This is a genomic window from Paraburkholderia sp. RAU2J (assembly GCF_003634845.1).
Classification (GTDB): domain Bacteria; phylum Pseudomonadota; class Gammaproteobacteria; order Burkholderiales; family Burkholderiaceae; genus Paraburkholderia; species Paraburkholderia fynbosensis.
Genome location: NZ_RBXG01000002.1, coordinates 1,860,014 through 1,880,792, shown reverse-complemented (window position 1 = coordinate 1,880,792; position 20,779 = coordinate 1,860,014). Strand labels below are relative to the sequence as shown.

Sequence of the window (20,779 nt, the reverse complement as noted above, 5' to 3'; positions counted from 1 at the left end):
CCGTTGCCGATTCACACGCGGCTCCATACGGCGGTGCCACCGCACCGCGCGAGGGACTGCTGGCGCCGTTCATCCGAACGTGACATCAATCAACGAGGTTCGTCATGCGCATTACACAAGGAACGTTCTCTTTTTTGCCCGAGCTGACCGACGAAGAGATCGGCTTGCAGATCGACTACGCGCTGCGCCAGGGCTGGGCATGTTCGGTCGAATTCACCGACGACCCGCATCCACGCAACACCTATTGGGAAATGTGGGGCTTGCCGATGTTCGATCTGCACGACGCGGCCGGCGTGTTGCAGGAAGTGAAGGCCTGCCGCGCGGCACGGCCGCAGCACTACATCAAGGTCAATGCGTTCGATTCGGTGCGCAGCTTCGAGACGATGCGGCTGTCGTTCATCGTCAACCGGCCAGACGAGGAGCCGGGCTTCCGTCTCACGCGTCAGGACGCGCAAGGGCGCGTGCAGCGCTACGGTCTCGCGGGCTATGCGAGTGACCGGCCGTCGGGCGAGCGTTATGGGCCAGCGCCAGGGCGCTGAATGCACGCGAGGCATGCAACGTGAAGCGATCTTCGACGAAGCGTAGACGAATCGCCGCAAGGAGGAGCAATGAGAGACGACGCTGCCATAGCGGACGCGATTCTGTCATCAATGCCGCAAAGCGCCGATGCGCCGGACACGCGGTCTGCCGCGCCGCAAGCCGACGCGCCGCGCCTGCGCAACGAGGCGCCGCAGGTCGATCTCGCGGCGCTGTATCGCGACTCCGGCATCGGCGACGTGCTCGGCGAACTCGATCGCGATCTGGTCGGGCTCGCGCCGGTAAAGACCCGCATCCGCGAGGTGGCCGCTCATCTGCTGGTCGAGCGAGCGCGCGATTCGCTTGGCCTCGCGGGCGCGGCGCCGACCCTGCACATGTGCTTCTCCGGCAATCCCGGCACCGGCAAAACGACGGTCGCGCTGCGCATGGCCGAGGTGCTGCACCGGCTCGGCTACATTCGCCGCAATCATCTGGTCTCCGTCACGCGCGACGATCTGGTCGGGCAGTACATTGGCCATACCGCGCCGAAAACGCGTGATGTACTGAAGCGCGCGATGGGCGGCGTGCTGTTCATCGACGAAGCTTATTACCTGTATCGCCCGGAAAACGAGCGCGACTATGGCCAGGAGGCGATCGAAATCCTGCTCCAAACCATGGAGAACCAGCGCGGCGATCTTGTGGTGATTCTGGCGGGCTACGCTGCCCGCATGGAAGTGTTCTTCGAGAGCAATCCGGGTTTCCGCTCACGCATCGCCCATCACATCACGTTTCCCGATTACGCCGAAGCCGAACTGCTCGATATCGCCGAGCGGATGCTCTGCACCATGCACTACCGCTTCGACGCCGCGTCGCGGCACGCGTTCGCCGACTATCTCGCGCGGCGCATCCGTCAGCCGAATTTCGCCAACGCCCGTTCGGTGCGCAATGCGCTCGACCGCGCGCGGCTGCGCCAGGCCAACCGGCTGTTTGCGAGCGCGCTCGATGGCGGCGCGCCGATCGACGCCGCCGCGCTCACGCTGATCGACGCAACCGACGTGCGCGCGAGCCGCGTCTTCGACGAGCCGCTGCCGTCCCTACCGACATCGCGCGCCCATACGGCGCCGTCAGGCTGAGTCATGACACCCTCCAGGAGAAACGCCATGCAGGACGGACGCACGACACTCTCGAAGTTCCTGATCGACACGCTCGACCGGCAGCCGTCGCCCGGGAACGGTGTGGAGACGGCCGGGCTCTCGGCGCTGCTGATCGACGTGGCCGCCGCGATCAAGTCGATCTCGGCGATGCTCACGAAAGGCTCGCTAGGCGGCCACTACGGATCCGCGCAGACCGTCAACACGCATGGCGAGGAGCAGAAGAAGCTCGACGTCGCGACCAACGAGATCTTCGTGCAGCAATGCGAATGGGACGGCCTGCTGGCGGCGATGGTATCGGAGGAAATGGAGGACGTGTACGCGATTCCGCCGCACTATCCGCGCGGCGATTATCTGCTTGCGTTCGATCCGCTCGACGGCTCGTCGAATATCGACATCAACGGCGTGGTGGGTTCGATTTTCTCGGTGCTGCGCGTGAACGGCAGCGACAGGAACGCAGTGGGCGACGCCGCCTTCCTGCGCCCGGGCTGCGAGCAGGTCGCGGCCGGCTACGCGGTGTATGGGCCGTCGACGATGCTCGTGCTGTCGGTCGGCAACGGCACGCATGGCTTCACGCTCGAGCGTGACATCGGCAATTTCGTGCTCACGCATTCGAACATCCGGATTCCTGAAGATACCGTCGAGTTCGCGATCAACGCCTCAAACGAACGTTTCTGGGAACCGCCCGTACGCCGCTATGTGCAGGAGTGCAAGGACGGCCGCAGCGGTTGCCGGGCGAGCGACTTCAACATGCGCTGGATCGCGTCGATGGTCGCGGAGGTGCATCGCATCCTGATGCGCGGCGGCGTCTTCATGTATCCGCGCGATTCGAAAACGCCGGCGAAGGAAGGGCGCCTGCGGCTGCTCTACGAAGCGAACCCGATGAGCTTTCTGGTCGAGCAGGCGGGCGGCCTGTCGATCACCGGGCGCGAACGCATTCTCGACGTCCGTCCACATGCGCTGCACGCACGCGTGCCGGTGATTCTCGGCTCGAAGAACGAAGTCGAACGCATCGCGCGCTATCACGGCGAATACGACCGTGGCGAGGACAAGCCGTTCACGTCGCCGCTGTTCAGCCCGCGCTCGCTGTTTCTGCCGGATTTCACCGCGTGACGCGCCGCAGGCAGCGACAGCAGGTCGCGCACCGCCCGGCACGAAGGCGGCCAGAACATTGCCATCCGGAGACAACCTATGTCAGTCAAACATCCGATCATCGCCGTGACCGGTTCGAGCGGCGCCGGCACCACGACCGTCATGAAGAGCTTCACCCATATCTTCAGACGCGAGCACATCAACGCGCAGATCGTCGAGGGCGACGCGTTCCATCGCTATGACCGCAACGGCATGCGCGCGGCGATGAAGGAGCATGAACACGACGGCGCGCCGAACTTCAGCCATTTTGGCCCGGAGGCGAATCTGCTCGAAGAGCTGGAGACGCTTTTCACGCGCTACGGCGAAAGCGGCACCGGCCAGTTGCGCCACTACGTACACGACGCCGCCGAATCGCAGCTGTACAAACAGGATGGCGGCACCTTCACGCCGTGGGAGGATGTCGCGCCCGGCACCGACCTGATGTTCTACGAAGGGCTGCACGGCGCGGCCGTGACCGACCAGGTGGACATTGCGCGGCATGCGGATCTGCTGATCGGCGTGGTGCCGATCATCAACCTCGAATGGATCCAGAAGCTGCACCGCGATCAGACAATGCGCGGCTACTCGCATGAAGCGGTGGTCGACACGATCCTGCGCCGCATGCCCGATTACGTGAACTACATCTGCCCGCAGTTCTCGCGCACCCATGTCAACTTTCAGCGTGTGCCGACCGTGGACACCTCGAATCCGTTCACCGCCCGCGAGATTCCGCAGCCGGACGAGAGCTTCGTGGTGATCCGCTTCGCGCGGCCGAAGGGGATCGACTTCCAGTATCTGCTGACGATGCTGCACGACTCGTTCATGTCGCGCCCGAACGTGATCGTCGTGCCGGGCGGCAAGATGGGGCTCGCCATGCAGCTGATCTTCACGCCGATGATTCTGCAACTGATCGACCGGCGCGCGCGTGCCTGATACGTGGCGTGTGCCGGCAGACGCAGAGCGTGTTCATTTCGCAAGGAGAGATTCGATGAGTGCTGTCGCAGACCCGGTGGTCGTACCCGCCACCCGCTTGATGGCCGACGCGTTGCGCATGCTCGCGATCGATGCGGTGGAGGCGGCCAGATCAGGGCATCCCGGCATGCCGCTCGGCATGGCCGAGATTGCGGTTGCGTTGTGGGACCGCCATCTGAAGCACAATCCGCGCAATCCGGCGTGGCCCGACCGCGACCGCTTCGTGCTGTCCAACGGGCACGGCTCGATGCTGCTGTATGGCCTTTTGCATCTGAGCGGCTACGACCTGCCGATCGACGAGTTGAAGCGCTTTCGCCAGTTGCATAGCAAAACGCCGGGGCATCCCGAAGTGGGCGTCACACCGGGTGTCGAAACGACCACCGGCCCGCTCGGCCAGGGGCTCGCGAACGGTGTCGGCATGGCGCTGGCCGAGGCGCTGCTCGCGCGCGAATTCAACCGGCCGGCACATCGGATCGTCGATCATCGCACGTACGTATTCGCCGGCGACGGCTGCCTGATGGAAGGCATCTCGCACGAAGCGGCGTCGCTCGCAGGCACGTTGAAGCTCGACAGGCTGACCGTGCTCTACGACGACAACGGCATCTCGATCGACGGTCATGTGCAGCAATGGTTCGCCGACGATACGCCGGCGCGCTTCGCCGCCTATGGCTGGCACGTGGTGCGCGATGTGGACGGACACGACGTCGACGCGGTCGATCGCGCGTTGCAATCCGCTCACGCCGCGGACCGCCCCACGCTGATCTGCTGCAGGACGGTGATCGGCCAGGGCTCGCCGTCGAAGGCCGGGACGCACGACGTGCACGGCGCGCCGCTTGGCGCCGACGAGGTCGCGCGAACCCGCCAGGCGCTCGGCTGGGCGCATGCGCCGTTCGAGATGCCCGGCGAAGTCCGTGCAAGCTGGGACGCGAGCGCGCGTGGTGAGGCCGCCGAAGCCGACTGGCGCGCGCGTTTCGAGGCTTACCGCCAGCACTATGCGCACGAGGCGGCCGAGTTCGAGCGGCGCATGCAGGGCGCGCTGCCCGCGCATTGGCCCGACGCGGTTCGCGCGCTGGTGCGCGACGCCGATTGCGCGGCCGAATCGATTGCGACGCGCAAGGCCTCGCAACAGGCGATCGCCGTGCTCGCTCGCAGCTTGCCGGAAATGCTCGGCGGCTCGGCCGATCTGACCGGCTCGAACCTGACCGACTGGAAAGGCGCGACCGACGTCTGCACCGACGACGGCGGCCTGCAAGGCGGCAACTATCTGCACTACGGCGTGCGCGAATTCGGCATGAGCGCGGTGATGAACGGCATCGCGCTGCATCGCGGGCATCTGCCGTTCGGCGGCACGTTCCTCACGTTCTCCGACTATTCGCGCAATGCACTGCGTATGGCCGCGCTGATGAAAACGCGCACGATCTTTGTCTTCACGCACGATTCGATCGGGCTTGGCGAGGACGGCCCGACGCACCAGGCGGTCGAACATGCGGCGAGCCTCAGACTGATTCCGGGCCTGGACGTCTGGCGTCCGTGCGACACGGTCGAAACCGCGCAGGCGTGGGTTGCCGCGGTCGAACGGGACGGGCCTTCTTGTCTGCTGCTGAGCCGGCAGAACCTGCCGTTCGTCACCCGCGCTGCCGAGCAGATCGCGGCCATCGCGCGGGGCGCTTACGTGCTGCGCGACTGGCCGGACGACCCGGTGCTTGCGTCCCACGCACGCGTCGTGCTCATTGCAACCGGCTCCGAAGTCGCGCTCGCGCTCGATGCCGTGGCGCCACTCGCAGCCGCGGGCATCGCCGCGCGCGTCGTGTCGATGCCGTCCACCACAGCATTCGACCGGCAAACGCCCGCATGGCGCGAGGCGGTGCTGCCGCCGGGCGTGCCGCGCGTCGCGATTGAGGCGGGCGTCAGCGCGTTCTGGCGGCAATACGTCGGGCTGGACGGCGGCGTCGTAGGCATCGATTCGTTCGGTGAATCGGCCCCGGCCGCCGCGCTGTTCAAACATTTCAATCTGAGCATGCAGGCGGTGGTGGACGCCGCGGGCCGCGTCGCGCAACGCGCGCACTGAGCCGAACCGATTTTCATCTCGAGGAGTCAGTCATGGCCTTCATCACCCTGCGGCAGCTGCTGGATCACGCGGCCGAACACGACTACGGCGTGCCCGCGTTCAACGTCAACAACATGGAGCAGATTCACGCGATCATGCGAGCCGCCGAGGCCACCAACAGCCCGGTGATCCTGCAGGCCTCGGCGGGCGCGCGCAAGTATGCGGGCGAGCCCTATCTGCGCCATCTGGTGCTCGCCGCGCTGGAGGCGCACCCGGATATCCCGCTGGTGCTGCATCAGGATCACGGCGCGAGCCCCGCCGTTTGCCAGCAGGCGATCCGCTCGGGCTTCACCTCGGTGATGATGGACGGCTCGCTGCTGCCGGATCAGAAAACGCCCGCCGCTTACGACTACAACGTCGAGGTAAGCCGCCGCGTGGTGGAAGCGGCGCACGCGGTGGGCGTCTCGGTCGAAGGCGAACTGGGTTGCCTCGGCTCGCTCGAAACCGGCACGGCGGGCGAGGAGGATGGCGTCGGCGCCAGCGGCCAGCTCGCGCGTGACGATCTCCTCACCGACCCCGAGGAAGCATGGCGCTTCGTCGAAGCGACCGGCGTCGATGCGCTCGCAATCGCGATCGGCACCTCCCATGGCGCCTACAAGTTCAGCCGCGAGCCGACCGGCGACATTCTCGCGATCGACCGGATCATCGACATTCACGAACGGATTCCGAACGCACATCTCGTGATGCATGGATCGTCGTCGGTGCCGCAGGAATGGCTGGCGGTGATCCGCGAATACGGCGGTGAAATTCCGCAGACGTATGGCGTGCCGGTCGAGGAAATCCGGCGCGGCATCGCGCATGGCGTGCGCAAGGTCAACATCGACACCGACATCCGGCTCGCGATGAGCGGCGCGATGCGCAAGTCGCTCGCCAACGCACGCTCCGAGTTCGATCCGCGCGCGGCGCTCAAGGCGGCGACGGCGGCCGCGAGCGCACTCTGCGCCGAGCGCTTCGAGGCGTTTGGCTGCGCGGGCCAGGCGGCACGGATCAAGCCGCTGCCGCTCGACGCGATGGCGCGCCGCTATCACTGAACCATTGGCCGGAGAACGTGATGCGTAAATTCCTGATTGCCCCGTCGCTGCTGTCGGCGGACTTCGCCCGTCTCGCGGACGAGGTTCGCGACGTGAGCGCAGCCGGCGCGGACTGGCTTCATCTCGATGTGATGGATAACCACTACGCGCCGAACCTGACCGTCGGGCCGCTGGTGTGCTCGGCGATCCGGCCATATACGACGATGCCGTTCGACGTGCATCTGATGACGATGCCGGTCGATCCGCTCGTCGCCGCCTTTGCCGAGGCGGGCGCGAATTCGATCAGTTTTCATCCCGAGGCGTCGCTGCATGTGCATCGGAGCATCGAACTGATCAAGTCGCACGGTGTGCGCGCCGGACTCGCGCTGAACCCGTCCACGCCGCTCGCCGTGCTCGATCACGTGATGGACATGCTCGACGTCGTGCTCGTGATGTCGGTCAATCCGGGCTTCGGCGGCCAGGCGTTCATCGGGCAAACGCTGGACAAGCTTCGGCTGTTGCGCGAGCGTGTCGGCACGACCATGCAGCGTACCGGCCGGCCACTGCTGATCGAAGTCGATGGCGGCGTGAATGTGTCGAACATCGCGCGAACCGCCGCGGCCGGCGCCGATGTGTTCGTGGCCGGTTCGGCCGTGTTCGGCGCGCCCGATCGCAAGCAGGCAATCGGCCGCTTGCGCGACGAACTCGATACGGTGGCGCAAAGCGCGGGCGTGGCCGCGCTGGGATGACTGGACGTCAGCCTTTCTTCATCGTCTCGCCGGGGGCGCGCCAGACGAGCAGATCTTCGTCGGGACGATCGACCGCGCAGCCCCAGTCGAGCGGCTGGTCCTGATCGAAACGCTTGCCGAGCCGCCACGCGATTTCCGCGCGCGCGAGTTGCACGCCCATATAGAACGCGTGGCCGCCGTCGGTGTCGAGATTCAGTTGCGGATAGAGTGCGAAGGGGTCTTCCGCGCGCAGATGGCCGTCGCGGTTGTAGACGTGAATGCCGTCGGCGCCGATCTGCACGCGGAAATTCGGGTCGCGCACGCCACGCGCCAATTCGTCGATTTCGTCGGCGCTATAGGGAAACGGGCGTTTCGCATGGACGGTCGCGAGATCGCTGTTGATGCCTTTCGGCAGCACTTGCGCCTCGCGCGCGGCATGCATCACGCGGCGCGCGACATCGGCTTCGCGTAGCGCACGCTGCGCATGCAGACTGACCGACGTAGTGAGCACCGCGCCGATCCGCAACTCGGCGGCCATGCCGAGCAGCACCGCGTTGATGCCGCTCGTGTCGGCTTCGGTCAACTCCGTCACGTTGCCGATGCCCATCATGATCGCGATGTCCGGATAGCGTTCGCGCAAGCGCACGTAGCGCGCGACCGACACGGCAAGCCCGAACGGAATCGGGTCGAGGATCGGATCGGCGTAGAAGGCGCGGCCGCGTGCGGACAGTTGTTCGATGGCGGCATCGAGCGAGGCCGGGTCGCCCGGCTCACGAGCGACGAGGATTGGCGTCGACGGCACTTCGTCGGCAATCCAGAGCGTGTCCAGGGTCAGGCTCATCAGGTAGTCGGCGCCCGCGCGGCCGCCGCGCAGCAGTTCGTCGGTGCGCATCGAATCGACGCTCACGCGGTAGCCTTCGGCCTTCAGCTGCCGGACCGCGTCTTCGAGATGGGGAAACGGCGTTTCAGGCAGACAGCCGATGTCGATCACGTCGGCGCCCTGAGCGGCATACTCGCGCGCGCGGCGCGCGATGCCGTCGAGGTCCAGCCGCGGCGCATCGACGATCTCCGCGAAAATCTCGGTCTCGTAACGGCTCAGATCGAAGGGCTTGGCCTTGCGGCCGAAAAATTGCGGCAGATCCTTGACCTCTTCGGGACCGCGTTCGACCGGCACGCCATAGTGAAGGGCGAGCGCATCGAGATCGCCGCGGCAGCGCCCGGGCACGATCATCCGTTGCGCGGCGAGCGGGGCGGGCACGCGGCGCTGGATCATGTCGGCCGTCATCAACGCGGCGACCTGCAGACCGAGTTCGCGGACCTCCCAGCTGAACGGTGTCGGCGCCATGCTGTCGAGCACGCGCAGCAGACTGGGTTCGGCAAGCCGGCCGGTCAGGAAGAGGATGTGGTCCATGCAAGATCGAGGGTCGACAGGCGTTGATCGAGCGCCGCTTTGAGTTCGTCGAGCGAGCGGGCGAGCGTCGTGTATTCGAAGCGCGACAGGCGCTCAACGTTGTCGAGTTCGATCGTCCGCGGCCGCAGTTCGACCCATTCGTCGGGGCTCGCCGTGATCACGGTCGGCTCCGTGTCGCATGCAAAGACGATGCCCGGGATACATTGCTTGCCGGCCTGCGCGTACATGTTGGTTGGCAACGTGTCCGAGATGCCGTATGCGCATTTGGCGACGGTGTTGCTGGTGGCCGGCGCGATCACGACCGTGTGATAGACGCCGTGATAAAGCATCCCGACCGGCACGCCGCTCGCACTGTTGTCGCGCAGCACGCGGAATTTTTCGCGGAGTTTGTCGATCGGCCAACCATACAGCGGCAGCACCTCCTCCGCCGCCGCGGACAGGAAGAGGTCCACGCGCGGCAATTGCAGCGCGAGCGCGATGGACTCTTCGAGCAGATGGCCGGAGCCGGTCACGCACCACGCGAAGCGCGCGTCCGGCTTGAAGTCGGCGAGCTTGCGTGCGGGCGTCGGGGTCATGCGTCGAGATCGAGCGGCATTCCGTCGGACGGCGAGCCTTCATGCGACAGCCGGATGTGCAGCCGGCGCATCTTCCGGTACAGCGTGTTGCGGCTGATGCCGAGCGCCTTCGCGACATTGCTGACGTTCCAGCGGTGCTCGTCGAGCAATGACAACACGGTTTCGCGCTCGTTCAACTGGATCGCGTTGAGCGCCGAGATGTCCGCGTCGTCGGTGAGATGCGCGTCCATGTCCGCGGTGGTGAGGCCGAGCGCCGTCGGCATGTCGCCGCCCGGCGCGCGCTGCGTGATTTCGGGCGGCAGGTCCTCGCAACGGATCGGCTGGCCGTCGGACAGTGCGATCGCCATTTGCAGCACGTGGCGCAGTTGCCGGATGTTGCCCGGCCACGCGTAACTCAGCAGAGCGTGTTCGGCTTCTGGGCTCAGTTCCGGCGGATCGTCGGTCTCGTTCGCGAGCAGATGGTGGATCAGCGGCAGCTTGTCGAGCCGCTCGCGCAGCGGCGGCAGATTCAGTTCGACACCCTTGAGCCGGTAATAGAGATCCTCGCGGAATTGGCCGCTATGCACGAGTTCGAGCAGATTGCGGTGACTCGCGCTGATCAACTGGAAATTGACCTTGACGGTGGTCTCGGCGCCGAGCGGCGTGACCTCGTGTTCCTCGATCACGCGCAACAGACGAGCCTGCAACACGAGCGGCATGTCGCCGATCTCGTCGAGAAAGAGGGTGCCGCCGTTGGCCTGCACGATCTTGCCGCGCCGTCCTTCGCGCTGCGCGCCGGTGAACGCGCCGGCACGATAGCCGAACAGTTCGCTCTCGATCAGGTTCTCGGGCAACGACGCACAGTTGACCGGCACGAACGGGCCGCCGGCATGCGGGCTGATGCTATGCAGCGCCTGCGCGAACACTTCCTTGCCGGTGCCGGTTTGGCCTCTGAGCACGATCGGAATCTTGCGCTGGATCACGCGCACGGCCAGTTGAATCTGCGATGCCATGCGCGGGTCGCCGAACTCCAGGTGCGCGATCTCGTCGAGCTTCGGCGCGGGCGGCCGCTTCGCGGGCGCACTGTTGCGAGCGGCGGCGGGCGCTGCGCTGCCGAGCACGCGCGCGACACGCCCGCTATTGTTCTGCGAGGTCTGCGCAACGAGAAAGAAGCGGTTCGTCGCGTTCGCGCTATACACGGTGACCGGATGGAACGAGCCGCGGATGCTGCGCGCGATCATGTCTTCGAGCGACGCGTTGAACGCTTCTTCGATACGCCGCCCGCGCAGTTCGCTGAGCGAGCGGAAGCCAAGCTGGAACAGCGCGCTGCGATTCGCGGCGAGCACCGTACTGTCGTCCCCGACGGCGAGCTTGCCGCCGTGCAGCGTGCCGACGAATTCGGGGCGGCTGTGAAAGTGAATCATGTTCGCGTGACGGTAACGCGCGTCCAGCAAACGGTTTTCGATCATCTGCCGCGACATGCCGACGAGCACCAGCGAGTGCTGTTGCAGCAGTTTCGAGCGGCTCGTGACGTCGAGTACGCCCGCGATCTCGCCGCTGTCGTCGAAGATCGGCGCGGCGGAGCAGGTGAGCGAGGTATAGCGCGGATAAAAATGCTCGTGCTGACACACGGCGATGCAGTCGCGTTCGGCAAGGCAGGTGCCCATGCCGTTGGTGCCCGCATCGCGTTCGCTCCATAGGGCGCCGACCCGGAAGCCGTCTTCGGCGACCGCCTCCGCAAACGGCACCGACGACACCTGATGCACGATCGCGCCGCCCGCATCGACCAGCACGACCGCGAGTTCGGGATCGGCCAGTTGCTGATAGAGCGTCGTCATTTCGAGTTTCGAGCAGGCGATCAGATCGCCGAGCGCTTCGCGGCGCGCGCTTAATTCGTACTGCGTGAGGACTGGCGGGGTGATGAAACGCGAGGGGTCGAGCTGAAATTCGTTGATGCAGCGCGCCCACGATTGGGCGACGGATTGACTCGTCGAGCGCGTAGTCAACTGATGATTGACGACGTTAAACACCTCTCGGACGTGCGTATTGCTGTCAGCGAGCAACGACATGGGGTTTGTCTCCGTTGCGGCATTTCGGACCTGCTATCGAGCACGCCACGAATGCCGCTTTATCCATCCTGTATTCCCCTGACGCCGCGATTTCTACGTTCGCATGCGCCTACGCGACCGGCCTCTCTCAGGCGGCTGTTTAAAACTCTACGCCCGATGGCGGTTTGGTTCAACAGGAAGTCGCATTAACACCACCGACTGTGCCCGATATTTGCTCTCCTCTATTCGTTGCGTTGTTGACAGGCCTATTCAACGGCGTTGTGGCAGCTTCGGCACAGAGTGTGCCGCCGCCGTTGCCGCTGTTCCTGATGCAGTATTAACCCGAAGCCGCGTCGCGGCGGAGTACACCATGGATCGTATCGATACCGTTCGCCTTGCCGCTTTTCCCGGCATCTCCGCCACCGCCGCGTTGCCCGAGCGTATGGACATTGTCTTCATCGAAAACTTCGTAGGCCAGACGGTCATCGGTATCGACAGCACCGAGCAGCATGTCCCGCAGCCGGTGCGCATGAACCTCGCGATCGGCGTGCCGGCGATTCGCGCATGCACGACGGACCGGATCGAGGACACGGTCAACTATGCGGCCGTACGCAGTGCATTGCTCGATCTGTTCGCAACACATCGGGTCCGCTTGCTCGAAGCGCTCGCGGAAAATATCGCGCAATTACTGATTGCGGATTTTGGCGCTCACTGGGTGCGGGTGTCGCTTGCGAAGCCGGCGAAATTCGACGACGTGGCGGCGGTGGGTGTGCAGATCGAACGGCGACGCGGTGAACTGTCCGCGACCGGTGCCGGCATCGTCAGTTATGCCTCGCTAGGAGAAGGGCTGGTGCCGAACTGAAACGGAGCAGGTGACGCGGCGCCGCACCGGCGGCGCCATCCACCGCATGCATGCACCGCATTGGCGGTGCATCGCGTCACTACTTCGCGGCGGTGGGCGTCTTCTGCGATCCCAACCCGCACGCCTGATACGCGGTCGTCTGCAACGCGCGGAATTTCTTCGTTTGCGACTTCGCATGGTCGACGCGGAATTCCGAGCCGCCCTCACCGCCGAGCGTCGCGTATTTCGAGAAGGTCGACTGGGCGACGAATTCGTCGTACGGAAGGGCGGCCGCCATCTTGTCGATCACGCACGAGCATTTGTAGACGTTCGCGAAATCGTGGCCGTTGTCGTCCATGCAGGTCAGCACGTATTCCACGCGGCCCTGAGTCGGATAGTTGTAGCCGCCCGCCGGAGCGGGCCCGGTTGGCGCATTGCCCTCCGCCCAGCTGAGCGGTGCTGCCAGCGCGAGGCCGGTGAAGGCGAAAAGCGCGCGACATCTGATGGTCATTGTCATGCCTCTGCGGGAGCATTGAACCTGCTTGTCGAACCTGGGTGCGCTCAGCCGTGCAACGGGATGCGCGAGGAGGCGGCCCGTTGCGAGCGCCGCGTCTCCTCCCGTGCCACGCGTGATCAGTTCGGTGCGAACGGATGCGCGACAGTGCCTTTCTTCGCGACGACTTCCGCCGCGTTCGGTTCGCCGTTGACGGCGCGTTTGATTGCCTCGCGCGTCGCCTGATAGTTGAAGTCCTGGATCTTCTTGTCGTCGTCCGCCTGCCAGTGAATGAACACGCCGACGCACAGGAACAGATCGTCCGCCTCGTCCTGCGGAATCGTGCCGTCTTCGACACTGTCGGCGACCGCGAGGGCAACCGCGTGCTGCGCAGGGCCGAACATCTGCACGGCCTGCTTCGCGCCTTTGATCGTCACCTTGTTGAAGAGGATCGTGTTCGGCTTGGTGAGCAGATTCGGGGCGACGACCGCGAGCAACGATGTGAAGCCATCCTTATTGTTGGTGAGCGCGTGGCAGAACGCGGTTTCCGCAGCGGAACCTCGCGGACCGATCAGCAAGTCGATGTGCGCGACCTCGTTGCCGTCGCCGACTAGCGACTCTCCGATCATGACGCGGTTGATCTTGGCCATTCTGTTCCTCCGATGAGTGGTTACGGACCTGCTGATTGGCCGCCGCCTGCAATCGTCCTGCTCCTGCATCGCACGGCGGCGTATTGATGCACGGCGGTACTAACTAACATGTTCCGTGCCAGTGCGCGGCCCGGGTCGCGTGATGCCCGTTCGTCAGCCACTCTCGAGGCAAGCGGCGACGAACAGCGTGGCGACCGCGAGATCGGCACTGGTTCCGGGGTTGATTGCGCGCGCCTTGAGCTCGGCATCCCATGCGTCGAGCTGCGCGACAGCGTCCGCGCGTGATGCGTGAAGCGCCGTTTGCCGCCAGCGCGCGTGATGGGCGCGTGCCGCAAGCGTGACACTCTGCGCCAGCGCCATGCCGTGCTTGCGCACAATGTGTGAGTCGGGCCAGCCGCCGAGAAACGCGAGGAACACGCCGAGCATCGCCGCTTCGGGCGCGCCCGCCGGCGCCTCGCGATACGCGGCGAGACCCGTTTCGAAGATGTCCTGACAGCCGTTCGCGTATTGACGGGCGATGCTGTCGCGGTCGCTGGCGAGCCGCATCGCGTCGAGCAGGCCGACCGTCGGCGGCGCATGGACCGATTGCTCGGGTGCGTCGCCGAGGCCGCCTGGATTGGCAAGGGCGATCGCGCGGTAGGCGAGGCGCGCATCGTCGACGTCGAGCGCCGCCAACGTGCGCGAGGTCGCCGCGCGCCACGCGTGCGCCGACGGTGCTTGCGCACAGTCTTCCAGCGCCGCCGCGAGCGGTGCGACGAGCAGCACGATGCCGAGGTTCGTGTTGCAGCCGACCGCATCGCGCGTGCGCGTGACTGCATCGAGAATGCGCCGGCCGACGGGCGCGCCGTGCGCGAGCAATGCGTCCGCCGCGGCGTTTGCGCTGGCGAGGAACTGCGCGGCGCTCATGCCGTGGCCGGGGCTTTGCATGCTGACGTTGCCGGGTTTGGGCGTGGCAACGTCGAGCGCGCAGGCTTGCAGGAACGCCGCGCGAACCTGGTCCGGTGTGAGTGCGCCGGTCTCAGGCATGACGTGCGGGCAGCGTGGCGACGGCCGGTGTATCGGTCGACTCGTCGGCCTGCGTGAGCAAACGCCGCTGCGCGGCGAGCTTGCGCTCGAGCAGATCATTGGCGAGCGCCGCCGCGAGGTCGAGCGGCGTGACCGACTGCAAGCCGCGCCACGCGGCCACGCCGTTCACTTCGAGCACGAGCGGACGCGTGGCGTCGTCGGGATTGGGGATCAGATCCACGCCGGCATAGTCGAGGCCGAGCGCGGCGGCTGCCTGCACGGCCGTTTGCGCGAGCGGCGCATCGAGTTCGGCCGGCTCGCAGAGCGCGCCTTGCGCGAAGTTGTGTATCCAGTCCTTGCCGCCGACGCGCCGCATCGCCGCCACCGCGCGCCCGCCGATCACCAGCACGCGCCAGTCGAACCCGGGCCGCCCGCCGGCGACATAGCGCTGCAGATAAGCGACCTGCCGGTAAGGCCCCAGCGACGGCAATGGCGCGAGCCCGCCACGGCATGCGCCGAGCCGTTTGAGGCCGTGGCCCTGCGAGCCGAACAACGGTTTGAGCACGACCTGGCGGCCGGCGGCCGCTTCGCGCATCAGTACGCGCTGCGCGAACACCACGGATTCGACCGCCCACGTCGCCGGTGTCGGCACGCCGGCACGGTGCAGCAGGAAGCTGGTCATCGATTTGTCGACGCTGCGCTCGATCGCGCGCGCATCGTTGTAGACCGGCACGCCCGATTCGCGCAGCGCGTGCAGGATGCCGAGCCGCAGCGTCACCTGCTCGAAGGTGCCGCCGGCGATGCCGCGCACGAAGACCGCATCCGGCAGCGTATGACCGAAGCCCGGCACCACCAGCCCGTGAGGTTGCCACGTGGTGTCGATGCGGCAATCCGCGAGGTCGACGCAGCGCGCTTCGGCGCCGCGCGCGCGGAACGCTTTTTTCAGCCGTCCGGTGTGCCAGCCGGTTTCGTCGGTCAGGATCGCGATGCGCACGCCCGCGTGCTTTGCGTCGGACTTCGCGTCGCGGTCGGTGTCCGGCGTGGCGTCGGCTCGCGTGAGCGTCATGGCGCGACGGGCTCGCCGCCCCATTGGTCCTGCAGCAACGCGCTTTCGAGCCGCCCGCCGTGATAGGTCGCGCCGCTTTCGAGGCTGCTCACCCACACTTCGGCGGGGGCGAACAGCGCCGGATCGATCTGGTAGAAGTCGAAGTTGAACGACGTGAAGATGTCCGCGAACGGCCGTCCGTAGTCGCGCGAATTCGCGGCGGGCAAGCTCCCGGCGAGGCGCCGCGCGGTGTCATCTCGCCTGACCGTCAGATGGACGCGGCCACCGTAGAGGATCGCGTCGTTGGTGCGCCCCATCGCCTGGATGCCGTCGGGCGCGGGTGGCGGCAACGGGGCCGAGCCCGCGCCTTCCACGACTTCATCGAGCGGCACGCCGAGCACGTGCGTCTTGTGCAGCGCAACTTCCACCACGCGCGCCACCACCTGTACCGTTCCCGCGACAGAGTGTGTCGGCGTGACGATCAGCGTGAGCCCCCCGGGCGCGAGGCCGCAATCATGCAGCACCTTGTCGATGATGACCTGCGGCGGCATGCGATCGACTTCGAGTACCAGCACGCCGCGCTCATGGCGGTCGCGATAGCCGAGTTCGGCGAACAGCGGCTCCTTGACGGCCAGCGCGCGCGCGGGACCGGAGCCGAGTGAAAAGAACTTCTTGCCGCCGGTCTGCTCCTTGGTGGCCGCGAGGCTCCATCCCGCGTACTGACTGCCGAGGCACGCCAGCACCGGTGACGACGTGCGCGTTTCGATCATCGTTGGCCAGAGCGGCGCCACGTCGAAGTTCGAGCGCACCGCGACGCGGCCGAGCCCGCCCATGCAAATGCGCGCGATCAGCACGCCGGCGTCGATGCTACCGGGGGCGGCGACCCCGGCGTCCACGATCACGGTGCCGCCTGCTGTATGGCTGATTACGACGCCAAGGCGGGCGGCATCGTCGATCAGCCGGGCGACGAGGCGCTCGCTCAGCGCGTTGACGCTGGGTGCGGCGGCTGGCCGGGAAGTGTCAGGCGAGGAAGGAGAGGCGGACATGGTCGGGCTCATCGCAGGTTTCGATTCGTTGCAGGACGAGGGCGCGCTGCGCATCGAGCGCGCGCCGCACCGCGTCCACCGATGCCGCGCGCACGAGCAGTGTGCAGACGGGCTGCCGGGTTTCGACGCGCGTGCCGGGCATCGGCACGTCGCGGCACTGAGGATCGCGCAGACAGGCGTCGGAGAATTCGGCTGACACGGTGAACGGCGCGGGCGCGAACAGCACGCGCTGGCCGGTGCGCCAGCGCGGCTGGCGCGCCAGGGCTGCGCTGCCATTCGACGGCAGCCGGTCGAAACGGCACGCGTCGAGATGGCATTGGAGTAGTCCATGCGGCCACGCATCGGGCGACGCGGTTTCGTAAAGCGTCATCGTGGAGGAGGGCCGCGCGTTGATTTCAAGCAGCTCGAAGGCGTTGCCATCGAGCAGGAAGTCGCAACTGTTGAGGCCGATCAGGCCGGTTCGCGCACAGAGTGCGTCGAGCGCGGACTGCATGCGCGCGGCGACCTGCGGCGGCACATCGATCGGACCGATCGATCCCGCATGGACGAACGCCAGCTCGCCTAGTGCGCACGTAAGCTGCTCCGCGAAACCGATCAGTTGCGCGCGGCCTTGCGCGCCGATAAAGAGCGCCGACAGCGACCGGCCGCGACCGATACGCTGGAAATACCCTTGCGCGGGCACGCTCTGCGTGCCGAGCGCCGCCACCGGTTTGATGTGCGTCCCGCCGCAGCCGTCGGCGCGTTTGAACAGCCAGCCCTGCTGGGCGGTCGCGGGCCGCGCGAACGAGACAGCCGGATGTGGAATACGCAGCTCATCGAGCAGCGCGAAAAAACGCCGTGGCTCGCGCACGGCGGCGCTCGCTTTGGCAGTGTTGCCGATGAAGCGGGGCAAGCCGGGTGCATCGCACAATTGCGCGATCAGCGGCTCCAGTCCGTTGCCGCCGATCCAGCCGAGAAAACGCGGCAGACGCGCGACGCGCCCGAGCGCATGCGTGAGCCGCTCGCGATCGATCGTCAGCGCGCCGCCGCCGATATCGCACCACACTTCGGCGGCCGCGCGCGTATCACGATCGCCGAAGATGTCGAGCGCGGCGACCCGCAGACCCGCGAGCGCCGCGGACTGGGCGAGCAGACGCACGGACAGCCCCGCCACCGCGACGAACGGCGCGTGTGCCAGCGGCTGACGTGGCGTCGTCACGGCGGGCTCAACCGAGGCCCGCCGCGACCTCGCGGGCTTCGTCGAATGCTTGCGGAAAGCCCAAATAGACTGGCTTGCCGCCGGTGCGCATGCGCATGAAGAGCCGATGTTCGACCTGATACTTGACGTTGCCGATCGCCAGCGCGCCGATGCCGACCGCGCCCGCGTCGGCCACGCCGTCGATGGGCTTGCCGTCGTTCATCACGTTGACGCCGGCAATGCCTTCCGGCGGCACGGCGTTGACGTCCGCGGCGATCAGCAGGCGTTTGGCAAACGCGAGGTCGTCGCTGCTGATTACCTGGACGCCCGCCACGGCGGTGGCGAGCACGATCTCCGCGTCGGCCAGCGCGCCGCGCAATTCGTCCGGCGTCGCGACGCTGATGCCGTTGGTGACGATGCCGAAGCGCTGGTTGATTTCGGCCGAGACGCCGAGCGCGCGGGCGCGATCGTGGTGGCTCGCGATCGTCACGTCGGCGCCGCGCGAGGCGGCCATCGCCGCGGCGACGCGTCCGACCGCGCCGGTCCCGCCGAGAATCAGCATGCGCTTGCCGCCCAGCTCCATGCCGTGCTGCTTGCCGAGATGCCGCTCGACGAGGGCGACGGCCGCGGCCGCCGTCGTGTACGAGCCGCTCGGATCGGCGAACACGGAAACTTCGAACGGCGGCACCATCGCCTTGCGCGCGGTGTCGAGCATGTCGGCGGCCTGCATCACGTCGCGTCCGCCGATGAAGATGCCGGTGCGCGACACGCCTTTCGGGCCACGGGAAAAGATTGCATCCTGGGTCAGGTTCGCGACCATGGTCGGCAGGACGTTGCAGTACGGCACGATGACCTGGTAGCCCGCGTCGGCCGCCATGTTGACGTCGAACGGACTCATCTGCGGCGTGGCCGTGAGCATGTGCAGGATATAGGGCCTTTCAATCGTTTCGGACATGGCAGCAGGCTCGTTCCGGTTTCAGTGGCAAGGGGGTGGACTGCGCAAGCGAGGGGCTCGTGGCAGCGCGCCGGCGGTGGCGATGGTGCGCCGCCGCCGGCGGGCGCCCGCCATGGGTGCAGGACCCGAGGGGCGTCATGCGGCGTCGATCCGCTGCGCGTGCGCGCCGGTGCTGCGAATGGCCGCACCGCTGTCTCGTCCGGCGACCACCATGCATTCGATATGCGGCATCGCGCGGGCCGCTTGGCGCGCGGTGGCGAGCGCGCTGTCGGCATCGAGCGCACCCGGGAGAATCGCAAAGCCTGTCGGACCCCACGAGGTCTGGCCGATGCCCGCCGTCCGTTCGGCGGCGACCGCGCGCAGCACGCGCTCGACATCGGGGCTCGCGAACACGCCGCCTTGCGCGCTGGCGAAGTATTCGCCAATGGTCTGCTGCATGTCGGTGAGGCCCTCGGCGAACGGCACGAAGTCGTGCTCGGCCGCGCCCGGCAGAATGCGCATCAGCACCAGATGGCACAGGTGCGCGGCGAGCGCCTGCGGAAACGGCGCGAGCGCGGCGAGGGCGCGGCGTTCCTCCGTCCCGTGCAAACCCTGACGGGCGTGGTCGCTCACGAGGAGCACGCGCCACTCGTGCGGAAACGGCTGGCGCGCGAGCAGCGGCGGCACGCCCTGGTGGAGATCGCCGGGCGGTCCGCCGTCGAGCAGCAAGCCACCCGCATCGAAACCGAGAATGCCGATGCCGGAGCGCGCGCCGCGCCCGAGCAACGCGGCGATCTCGGCGGTGCTTGCCGGATGGCCGAGCAGGCGCACGAACGCCGTGCCGACGGCCAGCGCGAGCTGCGTGCCGGAGCCGAGCCCGGTGTGCGCACGCGGCGCATGCGTGACGTCGATCGCGACCGTCGCCGGTCCATAGGCGGCCTGCAAGCGCGCGAGGCAAAGCGCGATGCGCTCGCGGTCCGCTTCGGTCACCGCGCCGTCGATCTGCTCGCGTTCGGCAAGGCGTGCTTCGAGCCGTGTGCCTCGCGCGTCGATCATCAGTCCGAGGCTGCCGAACGCACGTCCGAGCGATGCGTTCGGGTCGAGAAAACCCAGATGCAGGCGCGCGGGCGCATCGATGGTGATGGCGGTGTGAGGCGGAAGGCGGCGAAACTGAAGCGGCATCGCAAGTATCCTTGTGGGTGCGCTGAACAGGGTCTGGCCGAAGGGCGCCGCGTGAATGCGGCGCGGGACATCGCGGCAGCGCGCCGGGCGAGTTCAAGCAGAAGCCGTACCAGGCGCGCAGCCGTGCTGCCGGCGCGGGAGGCAGCCGTCTCACGCGACGATCAAGCCGCTTGAAAGCCGCTTCAGGGCGCGGCGAAACGCGTCGCCTGCCGGGTTGTCCCGCGTACTGGTGGACGCTGTGTGACGCTGAAGGTGCACTGTGTCACGCGGTGTTTCATCTGGCGTCATCGCGCTGAGGCGATCGCCGCGATGCGCTCGTCCGGTCAGCGGGAATGGGCGGCAGGGGAAAACCCCTTACTCGCCTTGTGCGGGTTTCGCCGCGTCGTACTTGATATAGCGAAAGCGCTGATCGTCGGACGGCGTGCCTTCGAGCGGTCCGTCCTCGAGCCCGGGTTGCCACTGGATCACCGACTCCATTTTCGTGGCGAGCGCGAAATCCTTGTCCGTGATGCCCTTCGCGCTGTGCGTCTTGAGCTTCACCGTCACGAATGCGTAGGACACCGTCAGATCCGGATGATGCCAGGCGGCCTCCGCGAGATGGCCCACCGTATTGACCACCATCAGCGTGCCTTTCCAGCCTTCGGTCCGGTACTTGCGCCGCAGCCAGCCGTCCTCGAGATACCAGTGCTGCAGCGGACCGACGAGGCGTTGCTGGATCTCCTCGTCGGAATAGACCTGCTCTGTCTTTGCCATGACCGTTCTCCTCGGATGCGGGAAA

The 20,779-nt window shown here is 66.7% G+C and carries 20 protein-coding genes; 8 read left to right on the top strand and 12 right to left on the bottom strand.

Annotated features, from left to right (window positions below; all coding sequences use genetic code 11):
- Nucleotides 1-104: 104 nt before the first annotated feature.
- The 7 genes from B0G69_RS25830 to rpe all read left to right on the top strand — a co-directional run bounded on the left by B0G69_RS25830 (nucleotide 105) and on the right by rpe (nucleotide 7,636).
- The gene (locus B0G69_RS25830) at nucleotides 105-539 is read left to right on the top strand and encodes a ribulose bisphosphate carboxylase small subunit (RefSeq protein WP_121322260.1); all 435 of its coding nucleotides are present in this window, start codon (nucleotides 105-107) and stop codon (nucleotides 537-539) included.
- 69 nt (nucleotides 540-608) lie between these two features.
- Nucleotides 609-1,649, top strand: coding sequence for a CbbX protein (gene cbbX, locus B0G69_RS25825; protein WP_241991467.1), 1,041 nt, complete (start codon nucleotides 609-611; stop codon nucleotides 1,647-1,649).
- Nucleotides 1,650-1,676: 27 nt separating this feature from the next.
- Nucleotides 1,677-2,780 carry a class 1 fructose-bisphosphatase gene (locus tag B0G69_RS25820; RefSeq protein ID WP_121322258.1) on the top strand — a complete coding sequence of 368 codons (1,104 nt, stop codon included), beginning with the start codon at nucleotides 1,677-1,679 and terminating at the stop codon, nucleotides 2,778-2,780.
- Between the two features lie 78 nt (nucleotides 2,781-2,858).
- Nucleotides 2,859-3,731 (top strand): phosphoribulokinase, encoded by an 873-nt coding sequence (locus B0G69_RS25815; RefSeq protein WP_121322256.1) that lies wholly within the window; start codon nucleotides 2,859-2,861, stop codon nucleotides 3,729-3,731.
- A gap of 55 nt (nucleotides 3,732-3,786) precedes the next feature.
- Complete coding sequence (gene tkt / locus B0G69_RS25810) at nucleotides 3,787-5,838, top strand: transketolase (protein WP_121322254.1); 2,052 nt, start codon at nucleotides 3,787-3,789, stop codon at nucleotides 5,836-5,838.
- Nucleotides 5,839-5,870: 32 nt separating this feature from the next.
- On the top strand, nucleotides 5,871-6,908 hold the full coding sequence (gene fba / locus B0G69_RS25805) for a class II fructose-bisphosphate aldolase (protein ID WP_121322251.1): 1,038 nt from the start codon (nucleotides 5,871-5,873) through the stop codon (nucleotides 6,906-6,908).
- Nucleotides 6,909-6,928: 20 nt separating this feature from the next.
- Nucleotides 6,929-7,636, top strand: a complete 708-nt coding sequence (gene rpe, locus B0G69_RS25800; RefSeq protein ID WP_121322249.1) for a ribulose-phosphate 3-epimerase — start codon at nucleotides 6,929-6,931, stop codon at nucleotides 7,634-7,636.
- A 7-nt stretch (nucleotides 7,637-7,643) separates the two neighbouring features.
- Here rpe and B0G69_RS25795 read toward each other — a convergent pair whose 3' ends face one another.
- The 3 genes from B0G69_RS25795 to B0G69_RS25785 are packed head-to-tail and all read right to left on the bottom strand — an operon-like array spanning nucleotide 7,644 to nucleotide 11,649.
- A complete protein-coding gene (locus tag B0G69_RS25795; protein WP_121322247.1) occupies nucleotides 7,644-9,026 on the bottom strand; it encodes a DUF6513 domain-containing protein in 1,383 nt (460 codons plus the stop codon).
- Nucleotides 9,005-9,601: a flavoprotein gene (locus B0G69_RS25790; RefSeq protein ID WP_121322245.1), complete on the bottom strand. Its 597-nt coding sequence runs from the start codon at nucleotides 9,599-9,601 to the stop codon at nucleotides 9,005-9,007. Before B0G69_RS25790 ends, B0G69_RS25795 begins: the two co-directional genes overlap by 22 nt.
- Nucleotides 9,598-11,649 carry a sigma-54-dependent Fis family transcriptional regulator gene (locus tag B0G69_RS25785; protein WP_121322243.1) on the bottom strand — a complete coding sequence of 684 codons (2,052 nt, stop codon included), beginning with the start codon at nucleotides 11,647-11,649 and terminating at the stop codon, nucleotides 9,598-9,600. Before B0G69_RS25785 ends, B0G69_RS25790 begins: the two co-directional genes overlap by 4 nt.
- 349 nt (nucleotides 11,650-11,998) lie before the next feature.
- Here B0G69_RS25785 and B0G69_RS25780 point away from each other — a divergent pair, with 349 nt between their 5' ends.
- Complete coding sequence (locus tag B0G69_RS25780; protein ID WP_121322241.1) at nucleotides 11,999-12,490, top strand: dihydroneopterin aldolase; 492 nt, start codon at nucleotides 11,999-12,001, stop codon at nucleotides 12,488-12,490.
- 79 nt (nucleotides 12,491-12,569) lie between these two features.
- Here B0G69_RS25780 and B0G69_RS25775 read toward each other — a convergent pair whose 3' ends face one another.
- The 9 genes from B0G69_RS25775 to B0G69_RS25735 all read right to left on the bottom strand — a co-directional run bounded on the left by B0G69_RS25775 (nucleotide 12,570) and on the right by B0G69_RS25735 (nucleotide 20,754).
- Nucleotides 12,570-12,980, bottom strand: coding sequence for a hypothetical protein (locus tag B0G69_RS25775; protein ID WP_121322239.1), 411 nt, complete (start codon nucleotides 12,978-12,980; stop codon nucleotides 12,570-12,572).
- A 122-nt stretch (nucleotides 12,981-13,102) separates the two neighbouring features.
- The gene (gene fae / locus B0G69_RS25770) at nucleotides 13,103-13,612 is read right to left on the bottom strand and encodes a formaldehyde-activating enzyme (protein ID WP_121322237.1); all 510 of its coding nucleotides are present in this window, start codon (nucleotides 13,610-13,612) and stop codon (nucleotides 13,103-13,105) included.
- Nucleotides 13,613-13,765: 153 nt separating this feature from the next.
- Nucleotides 13,766-14,638 carry a triphosphoribosyl-dephospho-CoA synthase gene (locus tag B0G69_RS25765; protein ID WP_121322235.1) on the bottom strand — a complete coding sequence of 291 codons (873 nt, stop codon included), beginning with the start codon at nucleotides 14,636-14,638 and terminating at the stop codon, nucleotides 13,766-13,768.
- Nucleotides 14,631-15,683: a RimK family alpha-L-glutamate ligase gene (locus B0G69_RS25760; RefSeq protein WP_121322233.1), complete on the bottom strand. Its 1,053-nt coding sequence runs from the start codon at nucleotides 15,681-15,683 to the stop codon at nucleotides 14,631-14,633. The genes B0G69_RS25765 and B0G69_RS25760 overlap by 8 nt, the downstream gene beginning before the upstream one ends.
- Entirely contained in the window at nucleotides 15,680-16,708 is a 1,029-nt protein-coding gene (gene mch / locus B0G69_RS25755) for a methenyltetrahydromethanopterin cyclohydrolase (RefSeq protein WP_121323882.1), read from the bottom strand. The genes B0G69_RS25760 and mch overlap by 4 nt, the downstream gene beginning before the upstream one ends.
- A complete protein-coding gene (locus tag B0G69_RS25750; protein WP_121322231.1) occupies nucleotides 16,683-17,906 on the bottom strand; it encodes an ATP-grasp domain-containing protein in 1,224 nt (407 codons plus the stop codon). Before B0G69_RS25750 ends, mch begins: the two co-directional genes overlap by 26 nt.
- A gap of 7 nt (nucleotides 17,907-17,913) precedes the next feature.
- Nucleotides 17,914-18,840, bottom strand: coding sequence for an NAD(P)-dependent methylenetetrahydromethanopterin dehydrogenase (locus B0G69_RS25745; RefSeq protein WP_121322229.1), 927 nt, complete (start codon nucleotides 18,838-18,840; stop codon nucleotides 17,914-17,916).
- Between the two features lie 135 nt (nucleotides 18,841-18,975).
- Nucleotides 18,976-20,001, bottom strand: coding sequence for a beta-ribofuranosylaminobenzene 5'-phosphate synthase family protein (locus tag B0G69_RS25740; protein WP_121322227.1), 1,026 nt, complete (start codon nucleotides 19,999-20,001; stop codon nucleotides 18,976-18,978).
- Between the two features lie 354 nt (nucleotides 20,002-20,355).
- The gene (locus tag B0G69_RS25735; RefSeq protein ID WP_121322225.1) at nucleotides 20,356-20,754 is read right to left on the bottom strand and encodes a 4a-hydroxytetrahydrobiopterin dehydratase; all 399 of its coding nucleotides are present in this window, start codon (nucleotides 20,752-20,754) and stop codon (nucleotides 20,356-20,358) included.
- Between the last annotated feature and the right edge of the window lie 25 nt (nucleotides 20,755-20,779).